The organism is Solibacillus isronensis (assembly GCF_900168685.1).
In the GTDB taxonomy this organism is placed as follows: Bacteria; Bacillota; Bacilli; order Bacillales_A; family Planococcaceae; genus Solibacillus; species Solibacillus isronensis_A.
In genome coordinates, this window is record NZ_FVZN01000014.1 from 403171 (window position 1) to 419289 (window position 16119).

Sequence of the window (16119 nt, forward strand, 5' to 3'; positions counted from 1 at the left end):
GGTGAGATAAATGGCATTTACGTTTCGTTTACCAGATATCGGAGAAGGTATTCATGAAGGTGAAATCGTCAAGTGGTTCGTTAAACCTGGCGATCAAGTAAAAGAAGACGATATTTTAGCTGAAGTTCAAAATGATAAAGCAGTCGTTGAAATTCCGTCACCAGTTGATGGTACAGTAGAAGAAATCTATGTAGAAGAAGGAACGGTTGCGATTGTCGGGGATGCCTTAATCCGCTTTGATGCACCAGGCTATGAAGATTTAAAACTAAAAGGTGATGACCACCACGAATCAAATGAATCAAACAAAACAGAAGCACAAGTACAGTCTACTGCCGAGGCTGGCCAAGATGTGAAAAAAGAAGAAACTAAAACGGATAAAAATGCAGATGCTGCTCAGCCGGGAACTCCTGCTGAAACAGAAAAAGCTGCATCGCCATCTGAAACAGAAACTTCTGGCAAACGCATTATCGCAATGCCTTCTGTTCGTAAGTATGCTCGTGAAAAAGGTGTCGAGATTCAGCAAGTTTCAGGCACAGGCAAAAACGGCCGTGTGTTAAAAGAAGATATTGAGAGCTTCCTAAACGGTGGTCAACAGTCTGCTTCTGAAACAGAAGAAGTAAAAGAAGCACAACAGCCACAAGCAGATGAGAAACATGCAGAAACAAAGCAAGCTGCTCCTGTAGCACTTGAAGGCGAGTTCCCTGAAACACGCGAAAAAATGAGCGGTATCCGCAAAGCGATCGCAAAAGCGATGGTACATTCAAAACATACGGCTCCGCACGTAACGTTAATGGATGAAGTGGACGTGACAGAACTTGTTGCACACCGTAAACAATTCAAGGATATTGCAGCAGAACAAGGTGTTAAATTAACGTATTTACCGTACGTTGTGAAGGCTTTAATCTCGACTTTACGTAAATATCCTGATTTCAACCGTTCACTGGATGATGCGACACAAGAAATTATTCAAAAACATTACTATAATATTGGTATTGCTGCTGATACAGAAAAAGGTTTATTAGTTCCTGTAATTAAGCATGCTGATCGTAAGTCAGTATTTGGCTTATCTCAAGAAATTAATGAATTGGCTGTAAAAGCACGTGATGGTAAGCTAGCAACGCATGAAATGAAAGGTGCGTCAATGTCGATTACAAACATCGGTTCAGCTGGAGGACAATGGTTCACACCAGTAATTAACCATCCTGAAGTGGCAATCTTAGGAATTGGGCGTATTTCAGAGAAACCAGTAATAAAAAATGGTGAAATTGTAGCAGCACATGTGTTAGCATTATCATTGAGCTTTGATCATCGAATGATCGATGGAGCGACTGCACAAAACGCTTTAAATCATTTAAAACGTTTATTAAGTGAGCCGCAACTATTATTAATGGAGGCGTAAAAAAATGGTAGTAGGAGATTTTCCAATTGAACTAGATACTCTTGTAGTAGGTTCTGGCCCTGGTGGCTATGTAGCAGCAATTCGTGCAGCACAAACAGGTCAAAAAGTAACGATCGTTGAACGTGGAGCATTAGGTGGGGTATGTTTAAACGTAGGTTGTATCCCTTCAAAAGCTTTAATTTCTGTAGGTCACCGCTTTGAAAATGCTCAACATTCAGATGATATGGGTGTTACTGCATCTGAAGTGAAATTAGACTGGTCTAAAGCACAAGCATTTAAAGACGGCGTTGTTAAAAAATTAGTAGGCGGCGTTGAAGGTTTATTAAAAGGAAACAAAGTAGATATCGTAAAAGGTGAAGCATACTTCGTGGATGCAAACACTGTACGTGTTATCGACGGCGATAATGCTCAAACTTATACATTCAAAAATGCTATTTTAGCAACAGGATCTCGTCCAATCGAAATCCCAACATTTAAATTTACTAAGCGTGTAGTAAGCTCTACTGGTGCATTATCTTTCCCTGAAGTACCAGGTAAATTAGTTGTTATCGGTGGCGGTTACATCGGTACAGAGCTTGGTTCAGCTTATGCTAACTTAGGTTCTCAAGTAACAATTATCGAAGGCGGTAAAGATATTTTAGCTGGTTTCGAAAAACAAATGACGCAAATCGTTAAAAAAGGTCTTAAGAAAAAGGGCGTTGAAGTTGTAGTAAACGCATCTGCTAAAGGCGTAGAAGAAAGCGATAATGGCGTAGTTGTTACTTATGAAGTAGGCGGCGAAGAAAAAACTGTTGAAGCAGATTACGTATTAGTAACTGTAGGTCGTCGTCCGAATACGGATGAAATGGGCTTAGAAGAAGTAGGTATTAAATTTGCAGAACGCGGATTATTGGAAGTAGACAAACAAGGTCGTACTTCAGTATCGAACATCTATGCAATCGGTGATATCGTTGCAGGTCCACAACTAGCTCACAAAGCTTCTTATGAAGGTAAAGTTGCTGCAGAAGCAATCGCTGGTGAACCATCAGTAGTTGACTACTTAGCAATTCCAGCAGTATGCTTCACAGATCCAGAAATGGCAACTGTAGGTTACTCTGAAGAGCAAGCAAAAGCGGAAGGTTTAGAAGTGAAAGCTGCTAAATTCCCATTCGCTGCAAACGGTCGTGCATTAGCATTAAACGAAACAGAAGGTTTCGTGAAACTAGTAGCGCGTAAAGAAGACGGCTTATTAGTTGGTGCTCAAATCGTTGGTGTTGGTGCTTCTGATATGATCGCTGAAATGGCAACTGCTATTGAAGGCGGTATGACTGCAGAAGATATCGCATTAACTATCCACGCACACCCAACTTTAGGTGAAATTACAATGGAAGCTGCTGAAGTTTTACTAGGCAACCCAATCCATATTGTATCTAAATAATCTTATATAAATTTACACTGCCCATTATTAAATGGGCAGTGTTTTTTACGTGTATGAATAACAGGGGAGCATACAGCGATAAAACTCTTCTTTATAATGGGAGCAGAAAAATTTTTCCATCCATTATAAAGAAGGTTTTTAAATTGTAAAAAATGGTTATATATAACTGAAAGATTCATTTTAAAAATAAAAAAGTAGAGCAAACAAACTAAATACCATTCGGCTAAATTGTGAAATAAGCTCTAATTATAGAAGATAGACTGCTTGTAGGATTTCATTGATTAAGGGAGTTGTCACGGTATGAATTATTCAAGTGAAAAAAAGAAACTGCAAAGTGAATGGATATCATCGACAGTTGTATTATTAATGGATTTAAAAGAAGAAAAGCACGAGGGCCAGACGGAGCGTTTTGCAACAATTGCACTTGATGTATTGGTAAGGAAGCTGCTTGAAGTGCAAAAAGAAGATTTTACAATAGACTCTTATGAGTTGTTACAGCGCGCTATATTCGATGCTATCAATATGAAGTCTACTGATATAGCACAAGCTTATGACGGGCTGATTACAGCGGCAGGGAAACTTCAAACAAGCCCAATCACAATATCCATATAAATATATAAATAGGGAAAAGCCGATCCAAAATGCCGAATCCGTTTTACGGAATACATTGCAGGCTATTTTATTTAATATAAATCAATTTCCGTTCAATGAAATGACAGATCAATCTGTCGAACAAATAAATCAGTCAATGCAATTTGCAAAAGAGGTTATTGATGAAAATGCATCGGTACATGAACTGATTTTTGCTTTAAGAAGTGTTTTAGGAGCTCTTACGGATGTACAACTAAAACTAAAAAATGAAATGAAAAATTAATGATAACGAACTTTCAATTATTCTGAGCAGCTTGATGACTACTAACATTTTAAATGAATATAACGACCGGAAGCTATCTTGTATAATTTAAACAAGGTAGCTTTCATTTTACTTTAAATACGAAGTAATGACCCAAATTATAGTAGGAAAATAAAATAGACAGAAATTTCTAATGGACGTACAATAAAGTAAAACTTCACTCAGTCGGGGCATCTCAACTGATTTGAAGGAACGCAAGCTAAAACCGTCACGTCCTGTGACAACGCTTGTGCGACCAAAATTGTGTTGGTCAGAATCAACCGAACTATTACGGGTAGTTGATCTCCCACCCATCCTTTTCGTCCTGTTTACGTTTAGGGGCGGAGAGTTACTACCTGTTAATGCGGAGGAAAAACTGTGTAAAGGGGGTTAGCTGGTGGAGATTATTCGTACTATTGCTCAAATTGGTATTATCATTTTGTTTTATCTCACAGGAGAATTTATCGTTTCGGTTACCGGTATTATTATACCTGGAAGTATTATCGGGTTAGTTATATTATGGCTTGCTCTTTACTTTAAAATTTTAAATGTGAAATACATACAAAACGGTGCCAGTTTTATGCTAGCATTTTTAACATTGTTTTTTATTCCTTCAACAGTAGGAGTCATCAATTATCCTGAATTGCTCACGCTATCAGGAGGGCTTTTTGTTTTAGCTGTTATTATGAGTACAATTTTTGCGCTGGTCATTACCGGGAAAATAAGTAAATTTATAGAAAGAAAGGAATGCAAAATGAAGGAGGGAGAGAATATTGCTGCATCTACTGCTAATTCTATTCATCATAAGTAGCACTGTTCTTCTATTTATTTTACTGAACAGGCTGTACCTGAAATTTAGCCACCCATTATTATTGCCTATTTTAACGGCGACTTGTATTACAGTCATTATTTTACTAGTTTTTAATATTCCATATGAAACGTACATGGAAGGGGGGCAGTGGATATCCAAAATGCTCGGTCCTGCAGTCGTAGCGTTGGCATTTCCTTTATACAACCAGCGGGAGCTTATATTTAAATACAAATACTCGATTATTACGAGTATCATTGTCGCAATGCTCGCAGGTCTGATTAGCGTTGTAGCATTACTTTTACTTTTCGGTTCAAGCAAAGACTTTATCCTTACTTCATTACCAAAATCATTAACGACACCTGTTGCAATGCAAGTAAGTGATATTGTTGGCGGGATACCTCCGCTGACTGCTGTAATGGTAATGGTAGCAGGATTTACTGGTGCTATTTTAGGTCCGGTACTATTTAAATTATTTAAAATTGATACGGCGATCAGTAGAGGAGTCGCTATGGGAAGTGCTTCTCATGGTGTCGGATTGACAAAATTAAAGGAGTATAGTGAAGAAGATTTATCGATTGGGTCACTGTCTATGGGGCTTAGTGCGGTTGTAGGGGCCTTCATTATTCCACTTATTTCGATTTATTTATTTTAAAAAAGACAGACAGCATGCATTTAGCTGTCTGTCTGAAATATTAATAAATCGCTTTCCGCTCTTTAATAACACGAATATTTTGTAATGTACTGTCTTCAGGCCCTTGAACAGGAAGACCCGCTTCAATATTCATCTTAATAAAATCAATATTGCTTTGCGTAATTATTTCCCCGGGAATAAATATTGGAATGCCCGGTGGGTACACCATTATAAATTCTGCACAAATATATCCTTCTGCCTGTGCAAGAGGAATACTCTCTGTTTGTGCATAAAATGCATCACGCGGTGTCATAGCAAGAGCAGGAATTTCAGGTATTTGTACATTTGTTTCAGTAATCGATGCTTCCGATTCGAAGTTTTTCGACATACGTGTCAAAGCATTAACAAGTAAATTAATTTCTTTTTTCGAATCTCCAATTGTTACTAAGCATAAAATATTGTATAGATCGGACAACTCTACTTCCAAGTTGGCGTTTTGACGTAACCATTCTTCTGCAACATGTCCGGTAATGCCTAAATCTTTAACACATATTAACAGTTTTAATGGATCCATATCAAATGTAGCCGAAGTTCCGAGTTTTTCACGTCCTACACAATGTAGATGCGGAATTGCATTAATGCGTTTACGGGCATCTTTTGCCAAACGGATTGCTTCATCCAATAAATCATGTCCATGGACAGCAAGCTGGCGACGTGCCGTATCTAAAGACGCCAGTAATGGATAGGAAGTCGATGTCGTTGTCAGCATAGAGAATACAGCCTGCACTCTTTTAGCTGTTACAAGGCCTTCTCTGACGTTTAAGACAGAGCTGCCTGTCATGGAGCCACCAAGCTTATGTGTGCTCGTAGCGGCCATATCTGCGCCGGCCTGCATTGCGGATAACGGCAACTCATCATGGAATTTAATATGAACGCCATGTGCTTCATCCACAATTACTGGAATATTACGTGCATGTACAATTTCGACAATGCGTTTTAAATCTGCTACAAAACCGAAATATGTCGGGTTGATGACAAGTACGGCTTTCGCATCTGGATATGTCGTCAATGCGCGCTCAACGGACTCTGGTGAAATACCATGAGAAATGCCGAGTTCGCTGTCAACTTCCGGATGAATAAAAATAGGAATAGCACCTGCAAAAACAATCGCTGACATAATCGATTTATGTACATTCCGCGGTACTATAATTTTATCACCTGGGCCAACGACAGTCATAATCATCGTCATAATGGCGCCACTAGTACCTTGCACGGAAAAAAATGTATGGTCAGCACCAAAGGCTTCAGCAGCAAGGTTTTGTGCTTGCATAATCACACCTTTAGGAGCGTGTAAATCATCTAGTGGAGCAATATTAATTAAATCAATTGATAAAACGTTGTCGCCTACAAATTCTCTGTAAGCTGGATCCATACCTTGCCCTTTTTTATGGCCTGGGATATGGAACTGGATAGGGTGTCTGTTGCGATGCTTAAGTAATGCATCAAACAAAGGAGTCTCTAACTGTGACAACGCAGGTACCACCTCACTATATAGTATTTTTTAAAAACAAATGAATTATAGCACCTATTAAAGTTGCTGACTATATAAATATTTTAATCAACTGATTTGACAGTTATTATTTTAGGAGGAATAACAATGAAATGGCAAACAAAAGTAACTGATTTATTACAAATTCAATACCCGATTATTCAGGGGGGATTAGCATACCTGGCCTACTCTGAGCTTGCTGCAGCGGTTTCAAATGCAGGTGCATTAGGACAGATTACCGCAATGAGCTTGCCGTCACCGGAAGCGTTAAAAGAAGAAATAAAAAAAGTGAGAGAAATGACAGATCGGCCGTTTGGTGTAAACTTTGCGATAGGAATGCATGGAAAAGGATACGAAAAGATGATCGAAGTGGCTGGTGATATGGATGTACCTGTAGTAACAATTACTGGGGGAAATCCTGCACCGATATTCGACATATTAAAAGATGCATCATGTAAAAAACTTGTACTCGTTGCCGCAAAACGACAAGCGCAGAAAGCAGAACAGCTGGGAGCGGATGCAGTAATGGTAGTAGGACAAGAAGGCGGCGGCCATTTAGGGCGAGATGATGTAGGAACAATGGTGCTCGTACCGCAAGTAGTCGATAGTGTATCAATTCCGGTTATCGCTTCAGGGGGAATCGGAGACGGCCGAGGATGGATGGCAGCACATGCATTAGGGGCGGAAGGAATTGAAATGGGGACACGCTTTATTGCGACAAAAGAATGTGTACACGCTTCTTTAGCGTATAAACAGGCACTGATTGACAGTGAAGAAACAGATACGACGATTATTAAACGCTCGATTGGTGCACCTGCCCGAGTGATCCGCAATGCATTTACAGATGAGATTTTAGAAGTGGAGCAAAAAACGCCTACATATGAAGCGCTGAAATCATATATTAGCGGTGAAGCAAACAAAAATTTCATTTATGGTGGCGATGAGACAAAAGGTTTCGGCTGGGCAGGCCAAGTAACAGGATTAATTCAAGATGTACCGTCAGCCGAAGAATTAATTCAGCGTATGGTTGTACAAGCGGAAAAAATCCGTTTAAAATGGGGTCAGTAATAATTAAAGGCAGGTAATAACTATGGAATATTCATACCCATTATCGACGGACTGGACAACAGACGAAATGGTTGATGTCGTACGCTTTTTTGAAGTGGTGGAAATGGCATACGAAAAAGGGGCAAAGCGTGAACTAGTCATGGCACGCTACAAACGTTTTAAAGAGATTGTACCTTCCCAGGCGGAAGAAAAAACAATCTGCCGTGAATTTGAGCAGGCAAGCTCTTATGTGCCATACCGCGTCGTGAAGTTAGCAAAAGAATTAGCGGACGGGCAAATTGTAAGAATGTAATTAAAATGCTGTGACGGAAGTGGATGTTCAATGTATAAGGTGAAGCACTTATAAAAGAAACGGATTTTCTGTACAGCAAAAAGCAGCATTTTCTTCAACAAGGAAAATGCTGCTTTTAATTTCAATTTTAAGAATTTTTTAAATTATTTTTAAATTGTTGGAATGTTTAGCAGTCTTTTGTACATATTAATAATAAATGGTTGCAATTAACCTTTGATGATTTCATAAACAGGGAGAAGCTCATCAAACGTTTGTTCAGCCAATTGTAAAAATTGTTCTGCAGACATTTTAATTGCCTCATCTGCAGGTATACGACGCCCAACAAGAAATTCTCCTTTTTTTACATCACGCAGGCGTATAAGGAGCTGTTCAAGCTTTTCGGTGCGCGCCTCTTTTAAAGAGATCGTATCTGGTTGCATATGATCGCCGGAAAGTACGTAATCATCGGATAAATCTTTAATCACTTGCATATTTTTCAATAAGCGCTGTGCCATTTCCTCTTTCTGCGGCGCTTCATAAATCACTGCAACAACGATGAAAAGGTGCGTACCCCATAACCCAATCTGGAAATGCGGCAAAGCTTTATAACCACGCTTATAAGGAGCAAATGCAACCCAGGAATCTTTCGGCGGGTTTACAGTACGGCGGGCATGTTTCGCAACATGACCGAAAAACTCTTCTCCTGTTTGTGCACTGAAATACCCTGTAAACGTTTCTGATAGCTCATTAAACTTCGGGCGGATAATTGTTGTTAAAGCTTCCATACGTTCATCTAGACCGTCAATATCAAATACTTGGAAGTCTTCTTTAGTCCATTTGACAATACTCATTTTTATAATTCCTTTCGTTTTAATGTTTATTTTATTAATTTTTTGGGAAAAAATCTTGTAATAGAAACTTTATACCAATGGAAAATATCAAAGGTGAGGCTATAAGTCTTAAGGAATTACTCATATTATCCAGTTTGGTTAAAGTCTGAAAAATTATGATAAGGAAGTGATTTATTATGAAACAGATGATTAAGATTATACGCAAAGTTGATATTGAAAAGCAATACGAAGAGATTTTAATGTTGGAAATGGATTATGAACTAGCAACACTCTATGCGGCGATGAATGACAAAAATCAGTCTGAAATTGATAAATCTAAAAAACGATTAACAGAAATTCAAGAGGAATTAAAAGGTCTACATGCATATGCGTAACAAAAAAACCTTTCCAAAATAAAAAATCACTTGCCGACGTAAGAAAGCAAGTGATTTTTTGTTATAATAAGGATACTTTAAAAACGCTCAACATATTTACATATATAAACTAGCGATTGTTGTCGGAAGGTGGATGAACGATGGATATAAGAAAACTGGATGAATTTGCAAAAGAAATAATTTTTGAAGCAGGAAAAAATATTCGAGCAGCATTTTCCTATAATATTGAAATCGAAACAAAGTCGAATCCCAATGATTTAGTTACGAATATAGACCGGGAAACGGAATTATTTTTTATCGAAAAAATAAAGGCATTTAATCCGGACCATCGTATTTTAGGTGAAGAAGGAATGGGCGAAAAAGTTGAAGATCTGGAAGGTGTTGTGTGGATTATTGATCCAATCGACGGCACGATGAATTTTGTGAAGCAGCATCGTCATTTCATGATTACAATCGGTATTTATGTTGATGGTGTCGGGGTATTAGGTTACATATTTGATGTAATGCGGGAAGATTTATTTAATGCAATTGCAGGTGAAGGGGCATGGTATAATAATTCTCCTCTGCGCAAGCTGCAGCCGGTGAAGATCGAAGAGGCGGTAATCGGCATCAATGCAAACTGGGTTACGCCGAATAACCGCATCAATCATGAAAAAATTATCGAACTTGTCCGCACGGTGCGCGGTACACGTTCTTACGGTTCGGCTGCAATGGAAATCGCATTTGTTGTAAGCGGAAAGCTGGATGCCTATATGTCCATGCGCCTTGCACCTTGGGATATTGGCGGGGGAGTTATCATTGCAAAAGAAGTAGGGGCAATTGCCACAAACTTAAAAGGCAAAGATTTCGATTATTTATCGAAAGATACATTCCTAATCGCGAACCCATCTATTCATCAGTTAATTTTGGATAAATATATTGAAGTAAAAAAATAAAAAACTTCGGTGCATCGTTGCACCGAAGTTTTTTATTTCTATAGTAAACCTTGATCTCTGAATTTACGTTTTGTCTTAAATGCCATACCGAAAATTCCGCACATTACGATAACACCTAAAATAACACCGATCCAACCGGTTGTTTCATATTTTGGACCTGTCATGAAAACAAGTGAAAATGCAAATCCAATGCTGATCATTGAAAGAATCGCAGCTAATGCGTAAATAAACATCACAAATTTTGCTTTATTCATCGTTCATACCTCCATATACTTTTTATATGTGACAATAAATGTAATTAATTATTGTGAAAAGACATTTAATCTTTCATGTGCTATAATATCACAGTTAAACAATTGAAAAAAGAATATGGAGTGGAATAATGACAAATTTACGTCAAGATATTCGTAATATCGCAATTATTGCTCACGTTGACCATGGTAAAACAACGTTAGTAGACCAATTATTAAAACAATCAGGGACTTTCCGTTCAAACGAACGTGTTGAAGAACGTGCAATGGACTCTGGTGATATAGAGCGTGAACGTGGAATTACGATTTTAGCTAAAAATACTGCAGTAAATTACAATGGGACTCGTATCAACATCCTTGATACGCCTGGACACGCAGACTTCGGTGGAGAAGTAGAACGTATCTTAAAAATGGTAGATGGCGTTTGTTTAGTTGTCGATGCGTATGAGGGTTGTATGCCGCAAACACGCTTTGTATTAAAGAAAGCGTTAGAGCAACGTTTAACACCAATCGTTGTAGTTAACAAAGTAGATAAAGATTCAGCTCGTCCACTAGAAGTAGTAGATGAAGTATTAGAATTATTAATCGAACTTGGTGCAGATGATGATCAATTAGACTTCCCGGTTGTTTATGCTTCAGGTGTAAACGGAACGGCATCTTTAGATCCAGACCCAGCAAACCAAGAAGAAGACATGAAATGCCTATTCGAGAAAATTATTGAAGCAATCCCAGCTCCAGTAGATAACTCGGACGAGCCTTTACAATTCCAAGTAGCATTACTTGATTATAATGACTTCGTTGGCCGTATTGGTATCGGTCGCGTATTCCGCGGTAAAATTTCTGTAGGTCAACAAGTTTCTCTTATGAAATTAGATGGCACAGTGAAAAACTTCCGTGTAACAAAAATCTTTGGTTTCTTCGGTTTAAAACGTGAAGAAATTGAAACAGCAATTGCTGGTGATTTAATCGCAGTATCAGGAATGGAAGATATTAACGTTGGTGAGACAGTTTGTCCAATCGAGCATCAAGAAGCATTAACACCATTACGCATCGATGAGCCAACATTACAAATGACATTCTTAGTAAACAACTCACCATTCGCAGGTCGCGAAGGGAAATGGGTAACTTCTCGTAAAATTGAAGAGCGTTTACGTGCACAATTACAAACAGATGTATCTCTACGCGTAGAAGATACAGAATCTCCAGATGCTTGGACAGTTTCAGGTCGTGGTGAGCTTCACTTATCGATCTTAATTGAAAACATGCGTCGTGAAGGCTATGAACTACAAGTTTCTAAACCACAAGTAATCATCCGTGATATCGACGGCGTTAAATCTGAGCCGATCGAGCGCGTTCAAATCGACGTTCCTGAAGATTCAGTAGGATCTATCATTGAATCAATCGGTACTCGTAAAGGTGAAATGCTTGATATGGTAAACAACGGTTCTGGACAAGTACGTTTAATCTTTAACGTACCAGCACGTGGTTTAATCGGTTATACAACTGAATTCATGTCGATCACAAAAGGTTTCGGTATTATTAACCATACATTTGATCACTATGCACCAGTAGTACCTGGTAAAGTAGGCGGACGTCACCAAGGCGTATTAGTTTCTATGGAAAATGGTAAATCAACAACTTATGGTATGATGGGTATTGAAGACCGTGGTACATTATTCATTGAGCCGGGTACAGAAGTATACGAAGGAATGGTAGTTGGTGAAAACAACCGTGACGGCGATATTACTGTAAACATTACAAAACAAAAACAAAAAACAAACATCCGTTCAGCAAATAAAGACCAAACGAATGTTATTAAAAAGCCTCGTATTTTAACGCTTGAAGAAGCATTGGAATATTTAGGTGATGATGAGTACCTGGAAGTAACTCCAGAATCAATCCGTTTACGTAAACAGATCCTTGACAAAGGTGAACGTGAACGTGTTGCTAAAAAGAAAAAGAACGCTGAGTTAGAAGCTTAATTGGCGTCATTAAGGAAAGGTTGAATGATGTTGAATATTATGGCTGTGTTTGGTAGCTATTTAAATTTAGTATTACTGGCAACTGTATCTACAAATGAAAGTGATTACGTGTTTAATCGTATGTCTGGAATTACAAGATATTTATACGAAAATTTACCGAGCTACGAAATAGCTGGCTATGCAACATTCGTTCTTGTATTCCTTATGTCGGCAATTGTATACAAACTTGGTTTTGCAAAAAAACTTTCGTTCGGCAGAAATGTCATCATCTATACTTTCCTGTTTATAGGGTGTATAGTGTTAACATTTTTAGCTCTATTTTTACCGATGATTGAAGGTTTAATTGTAGCTGCGTTAATTCTGATCATTTATAAATCACGTTTATGGCGTGAAAAACGTGAAGAAGCGAAACAGCTAAGTTAATAGAGAGGGGGGTGTGTTAATTTGGACACATTCCCTTCTTTTTTTAAGGCGGTTTGATTGAAAACGCTTTATTCGGAGCGTTATAATTCATAACTGGGGATAATAACTAAAATGGAGTAGTGAATAATGAATCTTACTAAAAAGCAAATCTTTATCATTGTTGGATTAGCGCTAATTATTATATCTTGCGTTATTTTTATACCTGCAGTATTATCGGCGAAAAATGAAGATAATGCAGCAGCGGAACTAAGTGAAATTTATAACGATCAATTTGTCGTTACTAAATCTACGGCACCTGCAATCGGTGATGATTTTGAAGTGACGGTCCAATCGGAAACATCAAAAACAGTGTATGATTTTGAAGTAAAAGACGGTAAATATTTTGGCGAATATTATGGTGAAAATGTAAACATGCAAGTGAATGAACTGATTCAACCAATCGTTGGAGAAGAAATATTAGTTATGTCGAATGTCTTCCAGAAAGGTCTGGAAGAAGAGACAGCACTTGAAAATGTGAAAGCGGACAAAGCTACTGTGCACTTATTAGTGGACGCTGAAGTTTCAGAAGAAACAGCACAGCAAATTGCAGATGCTTTAAAAGCACAATTCGGCGAAATTCCAGTGACTGTTGAAGCGTATGTAGTTGATGAAGAACGTGTTTTTGAAGGGGTAAAAACAGAAGTATTGAACTTCTTCCAGTTAAGCAAAATTAACGGAAAAAGCTTCGTCGACTTTAAATTCCATGAACAGTCTTTTGAATTTTAATAATTACGTTTAATAAGAAAAACATATAAAGAAACTCAAAAAACCATTTTTCTCATTGAGAAAAATGGTTTTTGGTTTTCAAATCATATTTTAAAACTCTTCATCAAATTTCGATGATGTACGGAAAAAGCGAAATTTTCCTGTTGCTATTCGTTTATGTGTGTTATCGGAAATACGTTCCGAACATGTTGTGCACATAAACGTATGGATGGGACGATTGCGTAATTTTTTCGCTAAAGGTAAATCGTTTGGTAGTTCATGTAGTGTATCGCAAATGACACATTTTACACGCATGACGAAATCCTCCTATTGAATACGAATCGCACGCACATTTTTTATTGGATTTTCAACATTTGAACCATCGGCAAATAACACATGTACTGGTCCATCTTCTAAAAGTGGCTTTCCATCTTGGCTGAATTTAAAAATGAAACTTTCAGCCTGCTCTAATGGAAATGCAAATTCCTCGTCTGTTGTACATTCAAAAACAACTTCATTTGCACCATCAGCAAGTTCGGCATTTTTCAAAAATGGTTTGATTTCCATTCCGAATGTGCCTGTCATCATGCCTTTACGGTCAAATTTACGTTCAGTTTTCAATGTAGGCGGAAATACTGCACCTTCCATAATTTCACGCGACCAGTGTGCACCCATATCACGTAAATATTTTTCGTTATTTTCTTCAACTTTTTCTGAAACAAAATATGTATTCAGATCTAGTTTACGATCATCAAAAATCCATACAGTAGGATCTAATGTTAGTTCAAATTTAACCGCGCCTTTAATTGGAATGATTGTTTCGGTCATTTGTAAGTCCCCCTTCACTAAGTTCCTTCATAATTATAACGCGATTCCTCATAGAAAGAAATATAATTGAATTGAATGCAAAACATACAAAGACACTTGCATTTTTGAATGTAAAAAGATACACTTTACTAAGATAGAATCGAAGAAATATCATAGATGGGGGCGTCCTCATGGATACGAAAGCACAAGCTTCCTTTCAGGAAAAAGCATTAGAGCTGTTAACTGCGGATGCAGATAAAATTGCTCGATTAATTCGCGTACAAATGGATAATCTGACAATGCCATCTTGTCCGTTATATGAAGAAGTTTTAGATACACAAATGTTTGGTTTATCGCGTGAAATTGAATTTGCCGCGAAACTCGGGCTGATCGAACGTGAACAAGGTAAGCAAATTCTCGATTCGTTAGAGAAAGAGCTTTCTTTATTACATGATGCGTATACAGACAAATAAAAGAAAACTCAAACGCTACATTGCGGTTTGAGTTTTTTTTTCAAAGATGAGGTTTATAACATGAAACAATATTTTAAAAATTATTTCCGCAATTTTGATTATGGGTTGTTGTTCGTTTACATTTTGTTAATGTTATTTGGACTTGTCATGATCTACAGTTCCAGTATTTGGGTCTCTATTATTCAATATGATGCAAATCCGAACTTTTATTACAATCGCCAGCTCGTTAATATAATTTTAGCGTTAATTTTGTTTACGGTCGCTGTCATTACGCCATATAAAAGATTATCCAATAAGTCTATATTAGGTCTTTTGCTGGCAGTTATGTTTATACTAGAGTTATGGCTTTTAATAGCCGGCAATAGTGTTAATGGTTCAAGAAGTTGGATCAGCCTGTTCGGCCTTATGAATTTCCAGCCTTCCGAATTTGCCAAACTCTTTATTATTATTTTCTTTGCGGGAACTTTTTACCGTAAAAGTGTGAACCGTGGTTCGATGCAGTTGTTAACATTTGATGATGTGTCGTATCCTCTGGGCATGTGGCTGTTTATCGTACTTGTTGTCGGTTTTGAAACCGATTTGGGTGCGCTTGTTATCATTGTAGCCATCGCACTTGTTGTTGTTATTACGAGCGGACTTAGAGGTAAGACGCTCGGCAGAATTTTTGGACTGCTTTCGGCTCTAGGGGTTGTCGGAATGATCGGGATTTTAATCTTTAAATGGGACACGGTTTTTAACGCAAGTCGAAGAGGCCGTATTACTTCCTTTATAGACCCTTTCAGTGATCCGCTTAATTCCGGTTATCATGTAGTCAACGGATATTATGCAATCGGAGCAGGGGGTTTGGAAGGTCGAGGGCTCGGGCAGTCGATTCAAAAGCTGGGGTATGTACCTGAACCGCAAACCGATTTCATTATGGCAATCATCGCCGAAGAGTTAGGGATTTTTGGTGTATCAATTGTTATTCTTGGTTTAGGCTTTATTGTGATGCGCGGTTATTATATCGCGATGTCAACAAAAGATCCGCTTGCACGAATGTTAGCGGCGGGCATTTCTACATGGATAGGATTACAGACTTTTATTAATTTAGGTGGATTATCGGGACTTATCCCGTTAACCGGAGTAACGTTACCTTTTATTAGCTATGGCGGTACTTCTATATTATTGCTCTCAGTAGCAATGGGGATACTTATTAATGTATCCACACATCACAAATTGGAAAAAAGAAAGTAATTGGGGGT

The 16119-nt window shown here is 38.0% G+C and carries 20 protein-coding genes; 15 read left to right on the forward strand and 5 right to left on the reverse strand.

Annotated elements, in window-relative coordinates; translation table 11 throughout:
• Nucleotides 1-10 precede the first annotated feature (10 nt).
• The 6 genes from B5473_RS10580 to B5473_RS10605 all read left to right on the forward strand — a co-directional run bounded on the left by B5473_RS10580 (nucleotide 11) and on the right by B5473_RS10605 (nucleotide 5171).
• On the forward strand, nucleotides 11-1399 hold the full coding sequence (locus B5473_RS10580; protein WP_079524917.1) for a dihydrolipoamide acetyltransferase family protein: 1389 nt from the start codon (nucleotides 11-13) through the stop codon (nucleotides 1397-1399).
• 4 nt (nucleotides 1400-1403) lie between these two features.
• The gene (gene lpdA, locus B5473_RS10585) at nucleotides 1404-2816 is read left to right on the forward strand and encodes a dihydrolipoyl dehydrogenase (RefSeq protein ID WP_079524919.1); all 1413 of its coding nucleotides are present in this window, start codon (nucleotides 1404-1406) and stop codon (nucleotides 2814-2816) included.
• Nucleotides 2817-3116: 300 nt separating this feature from the next.
• Nucleotides 3117-3428 carry a hypothetical protein gene (locus tag B5473_RS10590; RefSeq protein WP_079524921.1) on the forward strand — a complete coding sequence of 104 codons (312 nt, stop codon included), beginning with the start codon at nucleotides 3117-3119 and terminating at the stop codon, nucleotides 3426-3428.
• A 100-nt stretch (nucleotides 3429-3528) separates the two neighbouring features.
• Nucleotides 3529-3690 (forward strand): hypothetical protein, encoded by a 162-nt coding sequence (locus B5473_RS20670; protein ID WP_176142069.1) that lies wholly within the window; start codon nucleotides 3529-3531, stop codon nucleotides 3688-3690.
• A 415-nt stretch (nucleotides 3691-4105) separates the two neighbouring features.
• A complete protein-coding gene (locus tag B5473_RS10600; protein WP_079524925.1) occupies nucleotides 4106-4519 on the forward strand; it encodes a CidA/LrgA family protein in 414 nt (137 codons plus the stop codon).
• Complete coding sequence (locus B5473_RS10605) at nucleotides 4482-5171, forward strand: LrgB family protein (RefSeq protein WP_079524927.1); 690 nt, start codon at nucleotides 4482-4484, stop codon at nucleotides 5169-5171. Before B5473_RS10600 ends, B5473_RS10605 begins: the two co-directional genes overlap by 38 nt.
• A gap of 40 nt (nucleotides 5172-5211) precedes the next feature.
• Here B5473_RS10605 and B5473_RS10610 read toward each other — a convergent pair whose 3' ends face one another.
• Nucleotides 5212-6681, reverse strand: coding sequence for an aminotransferase class I/II-fold pyridoxal phosphate-dependent enzyme (locus B5473_RS10610; RefSeq protein ID WP_079524929.1), 1470 nt, complete (start codon nucleotides 6679-6681; stop codon nucleotides 5212-5214).
• Between the two features lie 126 nt (nucleotides 6682-6807).
• On the opposite strand from B5473_RS10610, the gene B5473_RS10615 reads away from it, so the two are divergent.
• A complete protein-coding gene (locus tag B5473_RS10615; RefSeq protein ID WP_079524931.1) occupies nucleotides 6808-7767 on the forward strand; it encodes an NAD(P)H-dependent flavin oxidoreductase in 960 nt (319 codons plus the stop codon).
• 22 nt (nucleotides 7768-7789) lie between these two features.
• Nucleotides 7790-8059, forward strand: coding sequence for a UPF0223 family protein (locus B5473_RS10620; RefSeq protein WP_079524933.1), 270 nt, complete (start codon nucleotides 7790-7792; stop codon nucleotides 8057-8059).
• A 206-nt stretch (nucleotides 8060-8265) separates the two neighbouring features.
• Here the strand turns inward: B5473_RS10620 and B5473_RS10625 are convergent, their stop codons facing one another.
• Nucleotides 8266-8889 (reverse strand): YktB family protein, encoded by a 624-nt coding sequence (locus B5473_RS10625; RefSeq protein WP_079524935.1) that lies wholly within the window; start codon nucleotides 8887-8889, stop codon nucleotides 8266-8268.
• 176 nt (nucleotides 8890-9065) lie between these two features.
• Here B5473_RS10625 and B5473_RS10630 point away from each other — a divergent pair, with 176 nt between their 5' ends.
• Complete coding sequence (locus tag B5473_RS10630; RefSeq protein WP_008403454.1) at nucleotides 9066-9263, forward strand: hypothetical protein; 198 nt, start codon at nucleotides 9066-9068, stop codon at nucleotides 9261-9263.
• A 140-nt stretch (nucleotides 9264-9403) separates the two neighbouring features.
• On the forward strand, nucleotides 9404-10198 hold the full coding sequence (locus B5473_RS10635; protein WP_079524937.1) for an inositol monophosphatase family protein: 795 nt from the start codon (nucleotides 9404-9406) through the stop codon (nucleotides 10196-10198).
• Nucleotides 10199-10236: 38 nt separating this feature from the next.
• On the opposite strand, the gene B5473_RS10640 is transcribed toward B5473_RS10635, so the two are convergent.
• Entirely contained in the window at nucleotides 10237-10452 is a 216-nt protein-coding gene (locus tag B5473_RS10640) for a DUF5325 family protein (RefSeq protein WP_008403452.1), read from the reverse strand.
• A gap of 128 nt (nucleotides 10453-10580) precedes the next feature.
• Between B5473_RS10640 and typA the strand changes: the two genes are divergently transcribed.
• The 3 genes from typA to B5473_RS10655 all read left to right on the forward strand — a co-directional run bounded on the left by typA (nucleotide 10581) and on the right by B5473_RS10655 (nucleotide 13619).
• Nucleotides 10581-12431: a translational GTPase TypA gene (gene typA, locus B5473_RS10645; protein ID WP_079524939.1), complete on the forward strand. Its 1851-nt coding sequence runs from the start codon at nucleotides 10581-10583 to the stop codon at nucleotides 12429-12431.
• 24 nt (nucleotides 12432-12455) lie between these two features.
• Entirely contained in the window at nucleotides 12456-12854 is a 399-nt protein-coding gene (locus tag B5473_RS10650; RefSeq protein WP_079524941.1) for a YlaH-like family protein, read from the forward strand.
• A 126-nt stretch (nucleotides 12855-12980) separates the two neighbouring features.
• A complete protein-coding gene (locus B5473_RS10655) occupies nucleotides 12981-13619 on the forward strand; it encodes a fucose permease (protein WP_079524943.1) in 639 nt (212 codons plus the stop codon).
• A gap of 90 nt (nucleotides 13620-13709) precedes the next feature.
• Here B5473_RS10655 and B5473_RS10660 read toward each other — a convergent pair whose 3' ends face one another.
• Together B5473_RS10660 and B5473_RS10665 are read right to left on the reverse strand one after the other, a co-directional pair.
• Nucleotides 13710-13913 (reverse strand): YlaI family protein, encoded by a 204-nt coding sequence (locus B5473_RS10660; protein WP_079524945.1) that lies wholly within the window; start codon nucleotides 13911-13913, stop codon nucleotides 13710-13712.
• 12 nt (nucleotides 13914-13925) lie between these two features.
• Nucleotides 13926-14426 (reverse strand): hypothetical protein, encoded by a 501-nt coding sequence (locus tag B5473_RS10665; protein ID WP_079524947.1) that lies wholly within the window; start codon nucleotides 14424-14426, stop codon nucleotides 13926-13928.
• 170 nt (nucleotides 14427-14596) lie between these two features.
• On the opposite strand from B5473_RS10665, the gene B5473_RS10670 reads away from it, so the two are divergent.
• Nucleotides 14597-14878: a YlaN family protein gene (locus B5473_RS10670; RefSeq protein WP_008403446.1), complete on the forward strand. Its 282-nt coding sequence runs from the start codon at nucleotides 14597-14599 to the stop codon at nucleotides 14876-14878.
• Nucleotides 14879-14938: 60 nt separating this feature from the next.
• Nucleotides 14939-16111 carry an FtsW/RodA/SpoVE family cell cycle protein gene (locus tag B5473_RS10675; protein WP_079524949.1) on the forward strand — a complete coding sequence of 391 codons (1173 nt, stop codon included), beginning with the start codon at nucleotides 14939-14941 and terminating at the stop codon, nucleotides 16109-16111.
• Nucleotides 16112-16119 lie beyond the last annotated feature (8 nt).

Bases quoted from the DNA above. Each gene is read 5' to 3' on its own strand.
- B5473_RS10580 (WP_079524917.1), top strand. From the start codon at position 11: ATGGCATTTACGTTTCGTTTACCAGATATCGGAGAAGGTATTCATGAA.
- lpdA (WP_079524919.1), top strand. From the start codon at position 1,404: ATGGTAGTAGGAGATTTTCCAATTGAACTAGATACTCTTGTAGTAGGT.
- B5473_RS10590 (WP_079524921.1), top strand. From the start codon at position 3,117: ATGAATTATTCAAGTGAAAAAAAGAAACTGCAAAGTGAATGGATATCA.
- B5473_RS20670 (WP_176142069.1), top strand. From the start codon at position 3,529: ATGACAGATCAATCTGTCGAACAAATAAATCAGTCAATGCAATTTGCA.
- B5473_RS10615 (WP_079524931.1), top strand. From the start codon at position 6,808: ATGAAATGGCAAACAAAAGTAACTGATTTATTACAAATTCAATACCCG.
- B5473_RS10620 (WP_079524933.1), top strand. From the start codon at position 7,790: ATGGAATATTCATACCCATTATCGACGGACTGGACAACAGACGAAATG.
- B5473_RS10625 (WP_079524935.1), bottom strand. From the start codon at position 8,889: ATGAGTATTGTCAAATGGACTAAAGAAGACTTCCAAGTATTTGATATT.
- B5473_RS10630 (WP_008403454.1), top strand. From the start codon at position 9,066: ATGAAACAGATGATTAAGATTATACGCAAAGTTGATATTGAAAAGCAA.
- B5473_RS10635 (WP_079524937.1), top strand. From the start codon at position 9,404: ATGGATATAAGAAAACTGGATGAATTTGCAAAAGAAATAATTTTTGAA.
- B5473_RS10640 (WP_008403452.1), bottom strand. From the start codon at position 10,452: ATGAATAAAGCAAAATTTGTGATGTTTATTTACGCATTAGCTGCGATT.
- typA (WP_079524939.1), top strand. From the start codon at position 10,581: ATGACAAATTTACGTCAAGATATTCGTAATATCGCAATTATTGCTCAC.
- B5473_RS10650 (WP_079524941.1), top strand. From the start codon at position 12,456: ATGATGTTGAATATTATGGCTGTGTTTGGTAGCTATTTAAATTTAGTA.
- B5473_RS10655 (WP_079524943.1), top strand. From the start codon at position 12,981: ATGAATCTTACTAAAAAGCAAATCTTTATCATTGTTGGATTAGCGCTA.
- B5473_RS10660 (WP_079524945.1), bottom strand. From the start codon at position 13,913: ATGCGTGTAAAATGTGTCATTTGCGATACACTACATGAACTACCAAAC.
- B5473_RS10665 (WP_079524947.1), bottom strand. From the start codon at position 14,426: ATGACCGAAACAATCATTCCAATTAAAGGCGCGGTTAAATTTGAACTA.
- B5473_RS10670 (WP_008403446.1), top strand. From the start codon at position 14,597: ATGGATACGAAAGCACAAGCTTCCTTTCAGGAAAAAGCATTAGAGCTG.
- B5473_RS10675 (WP_079524949.1), top strand. From the start codon at position 14,939: ATGAAACAATATTTTAAAAATTATTTCCGCAATTTTGATTATGGGTTG.